The sequence below is a fragment of the Streptomyces sp. NPDC048295 genome, assembly GCF_040652135.1.
Classification (GTDB): Bacteria; Actinomycetota; Actinomycetes; order Streptomycetales; family Streptomycetaceae; genus Streptomyces.
In genome coordinates, this window is sequence record NZ_JBEZLL010000030.1 from 114989 (window position 1) to 130339 (window position 15351).

Below are 15351 nucleotides of genomic sequence, written 5' to 3' on the forward strand. Positions count from 1 at the left end.
CTCAATTCCCCCATGCACGGAGGCCGTTGTGGAACGCACGGGACCCCCCGCCCGATTTACCGGAGTCGTGGCCGCCTTCTCGGCGGCCCTGCTCGCCGCCGGCGGTCTGACCGCCCTCGCTCCGTCCGCCGCCGCTGCCGACACCGACCTGGCCCGCAACGGCGGATTCGAGTCCGGCCTGGACGGCTGGAGCTGTACCGGCGGCAGCGGAGCCGCCGTCGGTACGCCGGCCCACAGCGGCACCTCGGCGCTGAAGGCCACCCCGGCCGGCGCCGACAACGCCAAGTGCTCCCAGGTGGTGACGGTCCAGCCGGACTCCGCCTACACGCTGAGCGCCTGGGTGCAGGGCTCCTACGTCTACCTCGGCGCGGAGGGCACCGGCACCACCGACGTGTCCACCTGGACCCAGTCGTCCACCGACTGGAAGCAGCTCACCACCACGTTCAGAACGGGCCCGTCCACCACCCGGGTGACCGTCTACACCCACGGCTGGTTCGGCACCCCCGCCTACTACGCCGACGACCTCAGCCTGATCGGACCGGGCGGTGCCCCGGCCGAACTCCCGGCCGCCCCCACCGGGCTCAAGGCCGGCACGGCCACCGCCTCCTCGGTCGACCTCTCCTGGACCGGATCCGCCGGAGCCACCGGCTACAACGTCTACCGGGGCGGCACGAAGGTCCTCTCGGCCACCGGCACCTCCGCCACCGTCACCGGCCTCACCGCGTCGACCGCGTACAGCTTCCAGGTCGCCGCGACCAACTCCGCCGGGGAATCGTCCAGATCCGCCGCGGTCACGGCCACCACCACGGCGGGCGGCGGAGGCGGGGGCGGCGGCCTGCCCGCCCACGCGCTCGTCGGCTATCTGCACTCCAGCTTCGCCAACGGCTCCGGCTACACGCGGATGGCGGACGTGCCCGACTCCTGGGACGTCATCGACCTGGCCTTCGGCGAGCCGACCTCGGTCACCTCCGGCGACATCCGCTTCTCGCTCTGCCCGGTCACCGAGTGCCCGAACGTCGAGTCGGCCGCCGAGTTCAAGGCCGCCATCAAGGCCAAGCAGGCCGCCGGCAAGAAGGTGCTCATCTCCATCGGCGGCCAGAACGGCCAGGTGCAGCTCACCACCGCCGCCGCCCGCGACACCTTCGTCTCCTCGGTCAGCAAGATCATCGACGAGTACGGACTGGACGGCCTCGACATCGACTTCGAGGGCCACTCGCTCTCGCTGAACACCGGGGACACCGACTTCCGGAACCCCACCACCCCGGTCGTGGTCAACCTGATCTCCGCGGTGAAGACCCTCAAGGCCAAGTACGGCGACAAGTTCGTGCTGACGATGGCCCCCGAGACCTTCTTCGTCCAGCTCGGCTACCAGTACTACGGCTCCGGCCCCTGGGGCGGCCAGGATCCCCGGGCGGGCGCCTACCTCCCGGTCATCCACGCGCTGCGCGACGACCTGACCCTGCTGCACGTCCAGGACTACAACTCGGGCTCCATCATGGGCCTGGACAACCAGTACCACTCGATGGGCGGCGCGGACTTCCACATCGCCATGACCGACATGCTGCTCACCGGCTTCCCGGTGGCGGGCGACCAGACCAGGGTCTTCCCCCCGCTCCGCCCCGAACAGGTCGCCATCGGCATGCCGGCCTCCACCCAGGCGGGCAACGGCCACACCTCGCCCGCCGAGGTCACCAAGGCACTGAACTGCCTGACGAAGAAGACCGACTGCGGCTCCTACGCCACCCATGGGACGTGGCCCGCGCTGCGCGGGCTGATGACGTGGTCGATCAACTGGGACCGGTTCAACAACGGGGAGTTCTCGAAGAACTTCGACGCCTACTTCGGCGGCTGAGTCCCAGCGGCAGGAGCAGCATCCCGCACAGGAACCAGCTGCCCAGCACATCCAGCGGCCAGTGGTAGCCGCGCAGCACCAGACCGATGCCCGTCGCCGTGGTCAGCAGGACAGCGGCGACGGGCGTCATCCACGACCACGGCCGCCGCAGGTGCGGCGCGACCAGCAGCGCAGCCGCTCCGTATGCCACCGCGGCCGTCGCGGCATGGCCGGACGGGAAGTAGCCGGTGGCGTCCGTCAGCGGTCCCGGACGGGCGATCCAGGCCTTCAGCGGAACGACGAGTGCGGGCACCGCGCCCATGGTGAGCGCCGCGTACAGCGCCTCACGGCGCGCACCGCGCACCAGGGCGAGGACGATCGCGCAGCCCAGCACCGGGACCGCGACCTGCATGTTGCCCAGATCGGCGAGGAGCTCGGTCAGCCGGGCGGGACCGTCTCCCACGACCGCCCGGCCGGTCCGCTCGTCGAGTGCGCGCAACGGGCCGCCGGCCACGACCTGCCAGGTGGTGAGCGCGAACAGCGCCGGGAGAGCCAGGGCCAGGGAAAGGAAAAGGGCCGGCCGCCCGGGAACAGGGGGGGTGGTTCCGGGGCGGCCGGTCGGACCGGTTTGCCGCACGCCCCGGGGGGTCTGGGGCGAGCGGCCATCCGATCGGTGAGGAGTTCCGGAGCCGGAGGCTCCAGCGGTGTGCGCGAAGGCACTGCCAGGACGGCGCTGGGGAAGCTCCGGCCCGGCATCGCCCGCAGTCCCCTGCGGGCGGGGTGTTTCTCTCATCTGCAGAAACCGTACGGCAGCCGGCGGGGGACCGACAGCGGGAAAGTGATCCCGCCATCGGCCCCCCACACCTTCTTCACAGGCCCTCACGCGGGCCCCTCGTAACCCCTGCGAAAGCGCGTTCCGGAGCCGCCGGGGTTCGCACAGATCAGATCCGGCCGAAAGCCTGCTCGATGACGTCGAGCGCCTCGTTCAGCAGGTCCTCGCCGATCACCAGCGGCGGGAGGAAGCGCAGGACGTTGCCGTAGGTGCCGCAGGTGAGGACCAGTACGCCCTCCGCGTGGCAGGCCTTGGCGAGCTTCGCGGCGGCCTCCGGGTTCGGGTCCTTCGTGCCGGACTTCACCAGCTCGATCGCGATCATCGCGCCGCGGCCGCGGATGTCACCGATGATGTCGCCGTTGTCGAGCTTCGACTGCATCTCGACGAGGCGGCCCTTCATGACCTCCTCGATGCGCTTCGCCTTCCCGTTCAGGTCCAGCTCGCGCATCGTCTCGATGGCGCCGAGCGCACCCGCGCAGGCGACCGGGTTGCCGCCGTAGGTGCCGCCCAGGCCGCCGGAGTGGGCGGAGTCCATGATCTCGGCGCGGCCGGTCACGGCGGAGAGCGGCAGGCCGCCCGCGATGCCCTTGGCGGTGGTGATCAGGTCCGGGACGATGCCCTCGTCCTCGCAGGCGAACCACTGGCCGGTGCGGCAGAAGCCCGACTGGATCTCGTCGGCGACGAAGACGATGCCGTTGTCCTTCGCGAACTGGGCGATCGCCGGGAGGAAGCCCTTGGCCGGCTCGATGAAGCCGCCCTCGCCGAGCACCGGCTCGATGATGATCGCGGCGACGTTCTCCGCGCCGATCTGCTTGTTGATCTGGTCGATGGCCTGCGCGGACGCCTCGGCACCGGCGTTCTCGGCACCGGTCGGCCAGCGGTAGCCGTACGCCACCGGCACCCGGTAGACCTCGGGCGCGAACGGGCCGAAGCCCTGCTTGTACGGCATGTTCTTGGCGGTCAGCGCCATCGTGAGGTTGGTGCGGCCGTGGTAGCCGTGGTCGAAGACGACGACCGCGGTGCGCTTGGTGTGGATGCGGGCGATCTTCACCGCGTTCTCGACGGCCTCGGCGCCCGAGTTGAACAGCGCGGACTTCTTCGGGTGGTCGCCCGGCGTCAGCTCGGCGAGCTGCTCACAGACCTCGACGTACCCCTCGTACGGCGTGACCATGAAACAGGTGTGGGTGAAGTCGGCGAGCTGCGCGGAGGCACGGCGCACGACGGCCTCGGCGGAGGCGCCGACCGACGTCACGGCGATACCGGAGCCGAGGTCGATCAGACGGTTGCCGTCCACGTCCTCGATGATCCCGCCACCGGCGCGGGCGGTGAACACCGGCAGGGTGGAGCCCACACCTGCGGCCACCGTCTCCAGACGGCGGGCCTGCAGCTCCACCGACTTCGGGCCGGGAATGGCAGTGACGACGCGGCGCTCCTGCGGGATTGCGGTCATGAGGGGCTCCTGGGGGGTGTTTCGGACGCTTCTTCGTGCAGGCTATGGGCGGGGCCCCGGGTACGGCATGTTCCGTTCGGGAGTGGTGCCCGCGTGCCGTTGTCCGTCACGGACATAGCGAGAGGGTGCGCGGCCCCGGGGAACGGGCGAAGACATCCCGCCGGACCGCGTCCGACAGGGTGATACGGGGCACTAGATTGATGACTTCGGGCGCCCGCGCCCGGAGTTACCGGTCGGCGCTGGTCAGGGGACGAGGGACAGCAGATGGACACCGAGGGCACGTACGGCTCCCGCGACACCCGCTCCGGTAGCCCGGTGCCGCGCCCGGCGGGCCCGCCACCACCCGGACTGCCTCCGAGGCCGGGACACGCCCCCGCCTCCGGCCCTGCGCTGGGTGTCTGGCTGCGTACGCCGCGCGCGGCGGCCGAGCCCGGCCTGTGGCGGTTCGGCCACAAGCCCCGGCCCGAGTCCGACCCCGACCGGGTGCCCGACCGGGCACTGATCGGCGGCGCGGTGGTGGCGCTGCTCGCCGCCATGCTGGTGTGGTCGCTGTGGCGCAACGGATACGTGCCGCACAGCCGGATCCTCCTCGAAGTGGTCACACCGTCCGACTGGTGGGGGCTCGAACGCCCCGCGGCGGCCCTCACCGCCCTCGCCGTCTACAACAGCCTGGTCGCCGCCCTGGTGATCTGGGGCTTCGGACGGCTGGGCAACTGGCGCGAGGTGTTCCAGCGGTACGCCGCCGACCACCCCCAGCCGCGCCGGGCGCTGGGCACCGCGCTGGCCGGGGCCGTCCTGGTCTGGTGTTTCGTCAACGCCGACGAGCTGCTGCCCTTCGACGACCTGGCGCTGGGCCTGACCCCGTACTCCTGGCTCTACGGCGGCACGGCCGAGGAGACCCTGGACCGTGTGGAGACCTTCAAGACCGTGTACCACCTGGTGGGCGCGGCCGCGATCCTCCTGCCGGTCGGGCGGGCCGGCGGCTGGCTCACCCTCGTACGGGAGCTGCGCGGCCGGGCGAAGCCCGGGCCGGAGCCGGAGAAGGCACCCGCCGAGAGCCCCGCCGACTGGCCGCAGCTGCGCGCCGCGGGCCGGCACACGGCAGCCGACCGGCTGGTGGCGGACGAGCGGGCCGGGCGGATGAACGACGTCGACTGCGTACGGATCCGGCGTGCCTGGCTCTCCGTGGAGGCCGACCCCTCGCGGATCGGCCCGTTCACCGACGCCGTGCTCGGCCAGGGCGCGGGGGCCTGTCCGCACCCCTCGGGCGACCGGGACCTGCCGTCCCGTGCCGCCACCCACGACCTGCTCACCTCGCAGGTGCGGCTCGGCCGGTACACCGACTCCGAGCGCAACCCGGCGGCCCGGCGGGGAGCGGGGGCCGCCGTCGACCCGGCTTCCCTGGGCTCCTCGCTGCTGGCCGTCGGGCCCTTCGGATCGGGCAGGACCCGGCACCTGGTGCGGCCGGTCGTGGAGTCGCTCGCCCTCCAGGCCCTCGCCGGAAAGGCCGCCGTCGTGGCCGTCTGCGCGACGGGCACCCCGCTCGGGCCCGACGAGGGCTACGACGTGGTGATCAGGCCGGGCGACCCCTCCTGCGCCCACGACCTCGACCTGTACAGCGGGACCGACGACGCCGACGAGGCCGCCGCCCTGCTGGCCGAGGCGATCGCGGGCGACCTCCCCGACCTCGACGCGCGGCGGGCCACCACCGCCCTCGCCCAGCTGCTGGGCCCGTACCGGGCGGTCCACGACCGCTTCCCGTCCGTCCCGGTGCTGCGCGAGCTGCTCGACGGCTCTCCCGGTGCCCTCGCCGAGCTCCGCGCGCAGCTCGACGGCGAGGCGCACCGCTCCTACCTCCGTGAACTCGACACCCGGGCACGGCAGGCGGGCGCCCCCGGTGACCCGGCGGTCCGGCTCGCCGACCGGCTCGCCGCCCTGGACCGGCCCGCCTTCGCGGGCTTCTTCGACACCACCGGCGCGACCCGGCCCTTCTCGCCGCGCACCCTCGAACACCCGCTGCGGGTCCGCATCGACCTGCCGGAACGGGCCCACCCCGAGGCCGCCCGGCTGATCGCCCGGCTGGTGCTCGCCCAGTTCACCGCCGGGGCGGCCGCCCGCACGGACCGCTCGCTGTTCGCCTTCCTCGCCCTGGACGACGCCACGCACACCGTCACCGCCGAGTCCGTACGGGCCGTGCAGCGGCTGCGGAACTGCAACGCCGGAGTCCTGCTCACCCTGCGCGGGCTGGACGACGTGCCGGAGAGCCTGCACACGGCCCTGCTCGGCTCGGTCGGCTGCCACATGGCCTTCTCCGGCGTCACGACCTGGGACGGGCGGCTCTTCGCACAGGCGTGGGGCACCGAATGGGTGGAGACCACCGAGGTCGCCAAGCACACGGTCTTCGCCGACCAGCCGCTCACCCGCGCCGTGCACGCCCTGCGCAAGCTCGTCACCGGCAAGGCGGTCACCACGGACGCGGTGACCGTGCGCCAGGTCGAGCGGGAGCGCTGGTCGGCCTCCGAACTGGCCCACCGGGTGCCCGCCGGACACGCGGTACTGTCCCTGACGACCGTGCGGGGCGAGCACGCGCCGCCGCTGCTGGTGGATCTGAACGGCTGATCGGTACGGGACGCGGCCCGGGTCCTTGGGCGTGGTCATGTCGAACCCTGCCAGCCTGGCAGAATTGGCAGCAGCCGTTCATACGGGACGGCGAAAACCGACTCCCCGAGGTCCCGCGCTCCCCATGCCCCTCACTCTCGCCTCGCTCGTCCAGCGTTCGGCGCTCAAGCTCACCGTGCGCGCGGGGGCGGACCGGCTCGACGCGCCCGTGCGCTGGGCGCACGCCAGCGAGCTGGCCGACCCCGTGCCGTACATGGAGGGCGGCGAGTTCCTGCTCGTCACCGCCACCAACCTCGACGCCGAGAACCCCGAGGCGATGCGGCGGTACGTGCGGCGGCTGGCCGGGGCCGGAGTCGTCGGCCTGGGCTTCGCCGTCGGCGTCAACTACGACGAGGTGCCGGAGGCGCTGATCGACGCGGCCGAGGAGGCGGGGCTGCCACTCCTCGAAGTGCCGCGCCGCACCCCGTTCATCGCCATCGCCAAGGCGGTCTCCTCCGCGATCGCCGAGGACCAGTACCGGGCCGTGACGGCCGGGTTCGAGGTCCAGCGGGAACTGACCAGGGCCGCACTCGCGGGCGACGGACCCGGCGCACTCCTCACCCGCCTCGCCGCCCACCTCGACGGCTGGGCCGCGCTGTACGACGCGGCCGGCCAGGTCGTCGCCGCGGCCCCCGAATGGGCCGCCCGCCGCGCCGCCCGGCTCACCCCCGACGTGGAACGGCTGCGGGACCGCCCCGCCCCGGCCAGCATCGTGGTGGGCGACACCGACGACCGGGTGGAGCTCCAGTCCCTGGGCACCGGCCGCCAGGTCAGGGGAGCGCTCGCCGTCGGGACCGGCGCGGCACTCGGCACCGCCGGGCGGTACGCCGTGCACTCCGCCGTCGCCCTGCTCACCCTGACCACCGCACGCTCCCGCTCCCTCCAGGGTGCCGAACAGCGCCTCGGCGCGGCGGTGCTGCGGATGCTGCTCGCCGGCCAGCCGGACCACGCCAGGGCCGTCGCCGGGGACCTGTACGGAGGGCTGCTCGACGCCCCGTTCCGGCTGCTCATCGCGGAGGCGTCCGAGCCGGCCACCCCCGCGGCGCTCGGCGAGGCGATGGAGGCGGCGGCCCTGCGGACCGGCGAGACCCTGCTGACCGTCCCCGAGGGCGACCGGCTCGTCGTCCTCGCCGCGGACGGCGGAGCGGCGGTCGCGGCCTGCGCGGCGTACGCGGAGGCCCAGGAGGCACGGACGCCCGCCGAAGGGGCGAAGGCGGAGGAGGGCCAGGTGGTCGTGGGCCTCTCCGCACCGGCGGGCCCGATCGCCGTCTCCGCCGCGTACAAGCAGGCGGAACAGGCCCTTTCGGTGGCCCGCCGCCGGGGCAGGGCGCTGGTCGAGCACGAGGAGCTGGCAGCCGGCTCGGTGCTCCCGCTGCTCGCGGACGACGCGGTACGGGCCTTCGCCGACGGGATGCTCCGCGCTCTGTACGAGCACGACGCCAAGGGCCGCGGCGACCTGGTGGCCTCGCTGCGGGCCTGGCTCGCCCACCACGGCCAGTGGGACGCCGCCGCGGCCGACCTGGGCGTGCACCGCCACACCCTGCGCTACCGGATGCGCCGGGTCGAGGAGATCCTGGGCCGCTCACTGGACGATCCGGACGTCCGGATGGAGCTGTGGCTGGCACTGAAGGCGACGAGCAGCCCGTCGGCGCCGGAGACCTAGCCGATCCGCCGGAGCCGGGGGTTCCGCCCGCATCCGACAAAGCGGCGCGTCCCCGGTGCGTACTGCTCCACGCCGGACAAACGCCAGGACGGCCGCGCGGCCCTACGGTGGGGGCAAGACACCCCCACCGCTCCGAAGGGCCGGAACCTCCATGACTTCCACCCACGCCTTCTGGCTCGCCGGCCGCCAGGCCACCGGCGAGGACAGCTTCGACGTCACCAACCCCTGGGACGGCCGTCTCGTCGGCACCGTCAGCGTGCCGACCGACGCCCAGATCGAGGAGGCCGTCGCGGCCGCGCACGCCGTGCGCGAGGAGTTCGCCGCGACCCCGGCACACGTCCGGGCCGCCGCACTCGACCACGTCGTACGGCGTCTGGTGGAGCGCACCGAGGAGATCGCCCAGCTGATCTCCGCCGAGAACGGCAAGCCCATCAAGTGGGCCCGCGGCGAGGTCGGCCGCGCCGTCTCGGTGTTCCGGTTCGCCGCGGAGGAGGCCCGCCGCTTCAACGGAGGCGACGCCCAGCGCCTGGACACCGACGCCGGCGGCACCGGCCGTCTCGGCCTGACCCGCCGCTTCCCGCGCGGCGCGGTCCTCGGCATCGCCCCGTTCAACTTCCCGCTGAACCTGAGCGCCCACAAGGTGGCCCCGGCCATCGCCGTCGGTGCCCCGATCATCCTGAAGCCCGCCCCGGCCACCCCGATCTCCTCGCTGATCCTGGGCGAGCTGCTGGCCGAGACCGACCTGCCGGCCGGTTCCTGGTCCGTGCTGACGGTCCCCAACGACCGGATGCCCGCCCTGGTCCAGGACGAGCGCCTGCCCGTGATCTCCTTCACCGGTTCCGGCCCCGTCGGTTACTCGATCATGGAGTCGGTGCCGCGCAAGCACTGCACCCTGGAGCTCGGCGGCAACGGTGCCGCGGTCGTCCTCGGCGACTACGCCTCCGACGAGGACCTGGACTGGGCCGCGACCCGTATCGCGACCTTCTCCAACTACCAGGGCGGCCAGTCCTGCATCTCCGTGCAGCGCGTCATCGCGGACGCATCGGTCTACGACCGGCTCGTCCCGAGGATCGTCGCCGCCGTCGAGGCGCAGGTCACCGGCGACCCGTCGGACGCCACCACCGATGTCGGCCCGCTGGTCAACGAGGACGCCGCCAAGCGCGTCGAGTCCTGGGTCGACGAGGCCGTGCAGGCCGGCGCCCAGCTGCTCACCGGCGGCAAGCGGGACGGCGCCACGTACAGCCCGACCGTGCTCGCGGAGCTCCCGGGCGACGTCACCCTCTCCTGCGAGGAGGTCTTCGGCCCGGTGCTGTCCGTGCAGAAGGTGGACGGCGAGGCCGAGGCGTTCGCGGCCGTCAACTCCTCCAAGTACGGCCTGCAGGCCGGTGTGTTCACGCACGACCTGCAGACGGCCTTCCGCGCCCACCGCGCCCTCGAGGTCGGCGGCGTGATCATCGGCGACGTCCCCTCCTACCGCGCGGACCAGATGCCGTACGGCGGCGCCAAGCAGTCCGGCGTCGGCCGCGAGGGCGTCCGCTACGCCATGGACGACTACACCTACGAGCGCGTGCTGGTCCTCACCGGCCTCGCCCTGTAGTCCGCGAACAGGATCGAACCGATCCACCGACGTCGCCTGTGTTCCGCCTGGACAGCACGACAACAGGCGACAGCGGGACGGCCTGAACCCACTGTGCGGGGGTTCAGGCCGTCTCCGCGTTCCCGCCGGATCCGCCACCGCAGGCGGGTCAGTGGAGTGGCCCCCGACCCGATCGGCGCCCGGGGATGGCCGGCGTGCCGGGATTCGGGTACATACGGACGTGTAGAGCCGGTTGGTACCGATGGGCGCTTCCCCACGCGGACCGGCCGCGTCCACCCACTCACACGCGGCGAGGTGAGCTCCTCATGTCCGCACCATCCGCACCGAAGAACACGCCCAGAGTCACCGAGCGCGAAGCGCGCCAAGTGGCCGAGGCCGCACGCGAACAGGACTGGCACAAGCCGAGCTTCGCCAAGGAACTCTTCCTCGGGCGCTTCCGGCTCGACCTGATCCATCCGCAGCCGCTGCCGCCCGCGGACGACGTGCGGCGCGGCGAGGCCTTCCTCGCCCGTCTGCGCAGGTTCTGCGAGACCGGGATCGACGGCGCCCTGATCGAGCGCGAGGCGCGAATCCCCGACGAGGTGATCCGCGGTCTCAAGGAGCTCGGCGCGCTCGGGATGAAGATCGACCCCAAGTACGGCGGCCTCGGACTGACCCAGGTCTACTACAACAAGGCCCTCGCCCTGGTCGGCTCCGTGAGCCCGGCCATCGGCGCGCTGCTCTCCGCCCACCAGTCCATCGGTGTGCCGCAGCCGCTGAAACTCTTCGGCAGCCAGGAGCAGAAGGAGACCTTCCTGCCCCGGCTGGCCCGTACCGACATCTCGGCCTTCCTCCTCACCGAACCGGACGTCGGCTCCGACCCGGCCCGGCTCGCCACCTCGGCCGTCCCGGACGGACCCGACTACGTCCTCGACGGGGTGAAGCTCTGGACGACCAACGGCGTCGTCGCCGACCTGCTGGTCGTGATGGCCCGGGTACCGAAGTCGGAAGGCCACAAGGGCGGCATCACCGCCTTCGTCGTCGAGGCGGACTCCCCGGGCATCACCGTCGAGAACCGCAACGCCTTCATGGGCCTGCGCGGCCTGGAGAACGGCGTCACCCGCTTCCACCGAGTCCGGGTCCCGGCAGCGAACCGCATCGGCCCCGAGGGCGCCGGGCTCAAGATCGCCCTCACCACGCTCAACACGGGACGGCTCTCGCTGCCCGCGATGTGCGTCGGCGCCGGGAAGTGGTGCCTGAAGATCGCCCGCGAATGGTCCGCGGTACGTGAGCAGTGGGGCAGGCCGGTCGCCCGGCACGAGGCCGTGGGCGCCAAGATCTCCTTCATCGCCGCGACCACCTTCGCACTCGAAGCCGTGGTCGACCTCTCCTCGCAGATGGCGGACGAGAACCGCAACGACATCCGCATCGAGGCCGCCCTCGCCAAGCTGTACGGCTCCGAGATGGGCTGTCTGATGGCCGACGAACTCGTCCAGATCAGGGGCGGACGCGGCTTCGAGACCGCCGATTCCCTCGCCGCCCGCGGAGAGCGGGCCGTCCCCGCCGAACAGCTCCTGCGCGATCTGCGGATCAACCGGATCTTCGAGGGCTCGACCGAGATCATGCATCTGCTGATCGCCCGCGAGGCCGTGGACGCCCATCTGAAGGTCGCCGGGGACATCATCGACCCCGACAAGCCCCTCTCCGCCAAGGCGAGGGCGGGCGCGAACGCGGCCGGCTTCTACGCCCGCTGGCTGCCCAGGCTCGTCGCGGGTCCGGGGCAACTCCCGCGTACCTACGGGGAGTTCAACCCGTCCGGTCACCCCGACCTGTCCGCCCACCTGCGCTACGTCGAGCGCGCCTCGCGCAAGCTCGCACGCTCCACCTTCTACGCCATGTCGCGCTGGCAGGGCCGGATGGAGACCAAGCAGGGCTTCCTCGGACGGATCGTCGACATCGGCGCGGAACTCTTCGCGATGAGCGCCGCCTGCGTACGCGCCGAGCTGCTGCGCTCCTCCGGCGACCACGGGGGCGAGGCCTACCGGCTCGCCGACGTGTTCTGCCACCAGTCCCGCGTCCGGGTCGAGGAGCTCTTCACCCGCCTGTGGTCCAACACCGACGACCTGGACCGGCGCCTGGTCGACGGCGTCCTGTCCGGTGCGTACACCTGGCTGGAGGAGGGCGTCATCGACCCGAGCGGCGACGGTCCGTGGATCGCCGACGCGACCCCGGGGCCGTCCGCCCGGGAGAACGTCCACCGGACCGTGCGCTGAACCACCGGCCGGGCGGGGCGCGCCCACTCACCGGACGCGCCCCGCCCGGCCGCGCGCGGTACGGCACCGGACCCGCGCCGCCACCGGCCCGGGCGCCCCGTCCGCTGCGGCGTACGGGACGCACTGTCCACACCCACAGGCGATGCGGCAACAATGGGGGGCATGAGCGACAGCCCTGCCCCCCTCGCCGACCCGCACCTCGTCTTCGACGCAGCGGAAGGCCGCCGGGATCTCGTCATCCTCGGCTCCACCGGATCCATCGGCACCCAGGCCATCGACCTGGTGCTGCGCAACCCCGACCGCTTCCGCGTCACCGCGCTCTCCGCCGCCGGCGGACGGGTCGCCCTCCTCGCCGAGCAGGCGAGGCAGCTGCGGGTGCGCACCGTCGCCGTCGCCGCACCGGACGCCGTGCCGGCCCTGCGCGAGGCGCTGCGCGAGCAGTACGGGACGGGCGAACCGCTCCCCGAGATCCTGGCAGGGCCGGACGCCGCCGCACAGCTGGCCGCGAGCGACTGCCACACCGTGCTCAACGGAATCACCGGCTCGATCGGGCTCGCCCCCACGCTCGCCGCGCTGGAGGCGGGCCGCACGCTCGCCCTGGCCAACAAGGAGTCGCTGATCGTCGGCGGCCCGCTCGTCAAGGCGCTGGCGAAGCCCGGCCAGATCATCCCGGTCGACTCCGAACACGCCGCGCTCTTCCAGGCGCTGGCCGCCGGCACCCGCGCCGACGTACGCAAGCTCGTCGTCACCGCATCCGGCGGCCCCTTCCGGGGACGGACCAGGAGCGAACTGGCGGACGTCACCCGCGAGCAGGCCCTCGCGCACCCGACCTGGGCCATGGGACCGGTCATCACGATCAACTCCGCCACCCTGGTCAACAAGGGCCTTGAGGTCATCGAGGCGCATCTCCTCTACGACATCCCGTTCGACCGGATCGAGGTCGTGGTCCACCCCCAGTCGTACGTTCACTCCATGGTGGAGTTCACCGACGGCTCCACCCTCGCCCAGGCCACGCCCCCGGACATGAGGGGCCCGATCGCCATCGGCCTCGGCTGGCCCGCCCGCATCCCGGACGCCGCCCCCGCCTTCGACTGGTCGAAGGCGTCCAGCTGGGAGTTCTTCCCCCTCGACGACGAGGCCTTCCCGTCCGTGGGTCTGGCCAGGCACGTCGGCACGATCGGCGCCACCGCACCGGCCGTCTTCAACGCGGCCAACGAGGAATGCGTCGACGCATTCCTCGCCGGACGGCTGCCGTTCAACGGAATCATGGATACGGTCACCGCGGTGGTGACCGAACACGGCACCCCCGCCACGGGAACTTCGCTCACGGTCGCAGACGTCCTGGAAGCGGAGACCTGGGCACGCGCCCGGGCCCGTGAACTCTCGGCGAAAGCGACAGCGGAGGCGCGCGCATGAGTATTACGACGGTCCTGTTGACGATTCTGGGCATCGTCGTCTTCGCCATCGGTCTGCTGTTCTCGATCGCCTGGCACGAGCTCGGGCACCTGTCGACGGCCAAGCTCTTCGGCATCCGCGTCCCCCAGTACATGGTCGGCTTCGGCCCGACGGTCTGGTCGCGGAAGAAGGGCGACACCGAGTACGGGATCAAGGCCATCCCGGCCGGCGGCTACATCCGCATGATCGGCATGTTCCCGCCGGGAGAGGACGGGCGCCTGGAGGCGCGGTCCACCTCCCCGTGGCGCGGCATGATCGAGGACGCCAGGTCCGCCGCCTTCGAAGAGCTCGAACCGGGTGACGAGAAGCGCCTCTTCTACACGCGCAAGCCCTGGAAGCGCGTCATCGTGATGTTCGCCGGACCGTTCATGAACCTGGTCCTCGCCGTCGCGATCTTCCTCGGTGTGGCGATGACCTTCGGCTTCCAGACCCAGACCACCGAGGTCGCCGGTGTCCAGAAGTGCGTGATCGACCAGAGCCAGAACCGCGACAAGTGCAAGAAGTCCGACCCGGTCTCGCCCGCGACGGAGGCGGGGCTCAAGAAGGGCGACCGGATCGTCGCCTTCGACGGCCAGAAGGTCGACGACTGGGACACGCTCTCCGAGAAGATCCGCGAGACCATCGGCCCCGCCACCATCACGGTCCGCCGCGACGGCCAGGAGAAGACCCTCCACGCCGTGCTCCAGAAGAACTCGGTGGCGAAGAAGGACTCCAAGGGCGAGGTGATCCCCGGCAAGTTCGTGGACGCCGGCTACCTCGGCTTCGCCGCCCAGACCGAGATCGTCCCGCTCTCCTTCGGTGACTCGGTCGTCCGCATGGGAGACATGGTCGAGAACGGCGTTCACTCGATCATCGCCCTCCCGTCCAAGATCCCGGGACTGTGGAACGCCGCCTTCGGCGACGGCGAGCGGGCGGCGGACTCCCCGGTCGGTGTGGTCGGCGCGGCCCGGATCGGCGGTGAGGTGATGACGCTCGACGTCCCGGCGACGAACCAGATCGCGATGATGCTGTTCCTGCTGGCGGGCTTCAACCTCTCGCTGTTCCTCTTCAACATGCTGCCCCTGCTGCCGCTCGACGGCGGGCACATCGCCGGAGCGCTCTGGGAGGCCCTGCGCCGCAATGTGGCACGGGTCTTCCGGCGTCCCGACCCGGGCCCCTTCGACGTGGCCAAGCTGATGCCGGTCGCCTATGTCGTCGCCGGTGTCTTCATCTGCTTCACGCTGCTGGTGCTGGTCGCCGACATCGTGAACCCGGTCAAGATCTCCTGACCGACCGAGCGCCTTGTTGCACCACGAGTGACGGCCCGGCACACAGTGTGTGTCCGGGCCGTCGCATTTGTGTGCCAGTCCCGCACGTGGTGTGCTCGGGGCCGCTGTCGGTGCCGTAACCTCGAAGGCCGGAGCCCGCCGATCTCGGGACCTTGATCCACACCTTGGGGATGCTCAGCGCATGACTGCGATTTCTCTCGGAATTCCGTCCGTTCCGACCAAGCTCGCCGACCGGAGGGTCAGCCGCAAGATCCAGGTCGGGTCGGTTGCGGTGGGCGGGGACGCGCCGGTGTCGGTGCAGTCGATGACGACGACGCGTACGTCGGACATCGGTGCGACGTTGCA

At 72.0% G+C, this 15351-nt stretch carries 10 protein-coding genes; 8 read left to right on the plus strand and 2 right to left on the minus strand.

Annotated elements, in window-relative coordinates; genetic code table 11:
* Positions 1-28: 28 nt before the first annotated feature.
* Entirely contained in the window at positions 29-1852 is a 1824-nt protein-coding gene (locus tag AB0D53_RS34115; RefSeq protein ID WP_362453108.1) for a glycoside hydrolase family 18 protein, read from the plus strand.
* Here the strand turns inward: AB0D53_RS34115 and AB0D53_RS34120 are convergent.
* On the minus strand, positions 1803-2624 hold the full coding sequence (locus AB0D53_RS34120) for a phosphatase PAP2 family protein (protein WP_362453109.1): 822 nt from the start codon (positions 2622-2624) through the stop codon (positions 1803-1805). The two genes, AB0D53_RS34115 and AB0D53_RS34120, sit on opposite strands and share 50 nt — an antisense overlap.
* Before the next feature lie 148 nt (positions 2625-2772).
* On the minus strand, positions 2773-4113 hold the full coding sequence (gabT, locus tag AB0D53_RS34125; RefSeq protein WP_362453110.1) for a 4-aminobutyrate--2-oxoglutarate transaminase: 1341 nt from the start codon (positions 4111-4113) through the stop codon (positions 2773-2775).
* 264 nt (positions 4114-4377) lie between these two features.
* Here gabT and AB0D53_RS34130 point away from each other — a divergent pair, with 264 nt between their 5' ends.
* From AB0D53_RS34130 to AB0D53_RS34160, 7 genes are all read left to right on the plus strand, one after another.
* Complete coding sequence (locus tag AB0D53_RS34130; protein ID WP_362453112.1) at positions 4378-6732, plus strand: ATP/GTP-binding protein; 2355 nt, start codon at positions 4378-4380, stop codon at positions 6730-6732.
* A 124-nt stretch (positions 6733-6856) separates the two neighbouring features.
* Positions 6857-8434 carry a PucR family transcriptional regulator gene (locus AB0D53_RS34135; RefSeq protein ID WP_362453113.1) on the plus strand — a complete coding sequence of 526 codons (1578 nt, stop codon included), beginning with the start codon at positions 6857-6859 and terminating at the stop codon, positions 8432-8434.
* A 151-nt stretch (positions 8435-8585) separates the two neighbouring features.
* Positions 8586-10031, plus strand: a complete 1446-nt coding sequence (locus AB0D53_RS34140; protein WP_362453114.1) for an aldehyde dehydrogenase family protein — start codon at positions 8586-8588, stop codon at positions 10029-10031.
* A gap of 305 nt (positions 10032-10336) precedes the next feature.
* Complete coding sequence (locus tag AB0D53_RS34145) at positions 10337-12283, plus strand: acyl-CoA dehydrogenase family protein (RefSeq protein ID WP_362453115.1); 1947 nt, start codon at positions 10337-10339, stop codon at positions 12281-12283.
* A gap of 162 nt (positions 12284-12445) precedes the next feature.
* Positions 12446-13699 carry a 1-deoxy-D-xylulose-5-phosphate reductoisomerase gene (gene dxr / locus AB0D53_RS34150; protein ID WP_362453116.1) on the plus strand — a complete coding sequence of 418 codons (1254 nt, stop codon included), beginning with the start codon at positions 12446-12448 and terminating at the stop codon, positions 13697-13699.
* Entirely contained in the window at positions 13696-15006 is a 1311-nt protein-coding gene (locus AB0D53_RS34155) for a site-2 protease family protein (protein ID WP_362453117.1), read from the plus strand. Before dxr ends, AB0D53_RS34155 begins: the two co-directional genes overlap by 4 nt.
* Positions 15007-15187: 181 nt before the next feature.
* A partial coding sequence (locus tag AB0D53_RS34160) for a flavodoxin-dependent (E)-4-hydroxy-3-methylbut-2-enyl-diphosphate synthase (protein WP_350985938.1) occupies positions 15188-15351 on the plus strand: 164 nt, incomplete at its 3' end.

Excerpts from the sequence above, each read along its gene's own strand:
- dxr (WP_362453116.1), top strand. The coding sequence starts at position 12,446 with ATGAGCGACAGCCCTGCCCCCCTCGCCGACCCGCACCTCGTCTTCGAC.
- gabT (WP_362453110.1), bottom strand. The coding sequence starts at position 4,113 with ATGACCGCAATCCCGCAGGAGCGCCGCGTCGTCACTGCCATTCCCGGC.
- AB0D53_RS34120 (WP_362453109.1), bottom strand. The coding sequence starts at position 2,624 with ATGAGAGAAACACCCCGCCCGCAGGGGACTGCGGGCGATGCCGGGCCG.
- AB0D53_RS34130 (WP_362453112.1), top strand. The coding sequence starts at position 4,378 with ATGGACACCGAGGGCACGTACGGCTCCCGCGACACCCGCTCCGGTAGC.
- AB0D53_RS34135 (WP_362453113.1), top strand. The coding sequence starts at position 6,857 with ATGCCCCTCACTCTCGCCTCGCTCGTCCAGCGTTCGGCGCTCAAGCTC.
- AB0D53_RS34140 (WP_362453114.1), top strand. The coding sequence starts at position 8,586 with ATGACTTCCACCCACGCCTTCTGGCTCGCCGGCCGCCAGGCCACCGGC.
- AB0D53_RS34155 (WP_362453117.1), top strand. The coding sequence starts at position 13,696 with ATGAGTATTACGACGGTCCTGTTGACGATTCTGGGCATCGTCGTCTTC.
- AB0D53_RS34145 (WP_362453115.1), top strand. The coding sequence starts at position 10,337 with ATGTCCGCACCATCCGCACCGAAGAACACGCCCAGAGTCACCGAGCGC.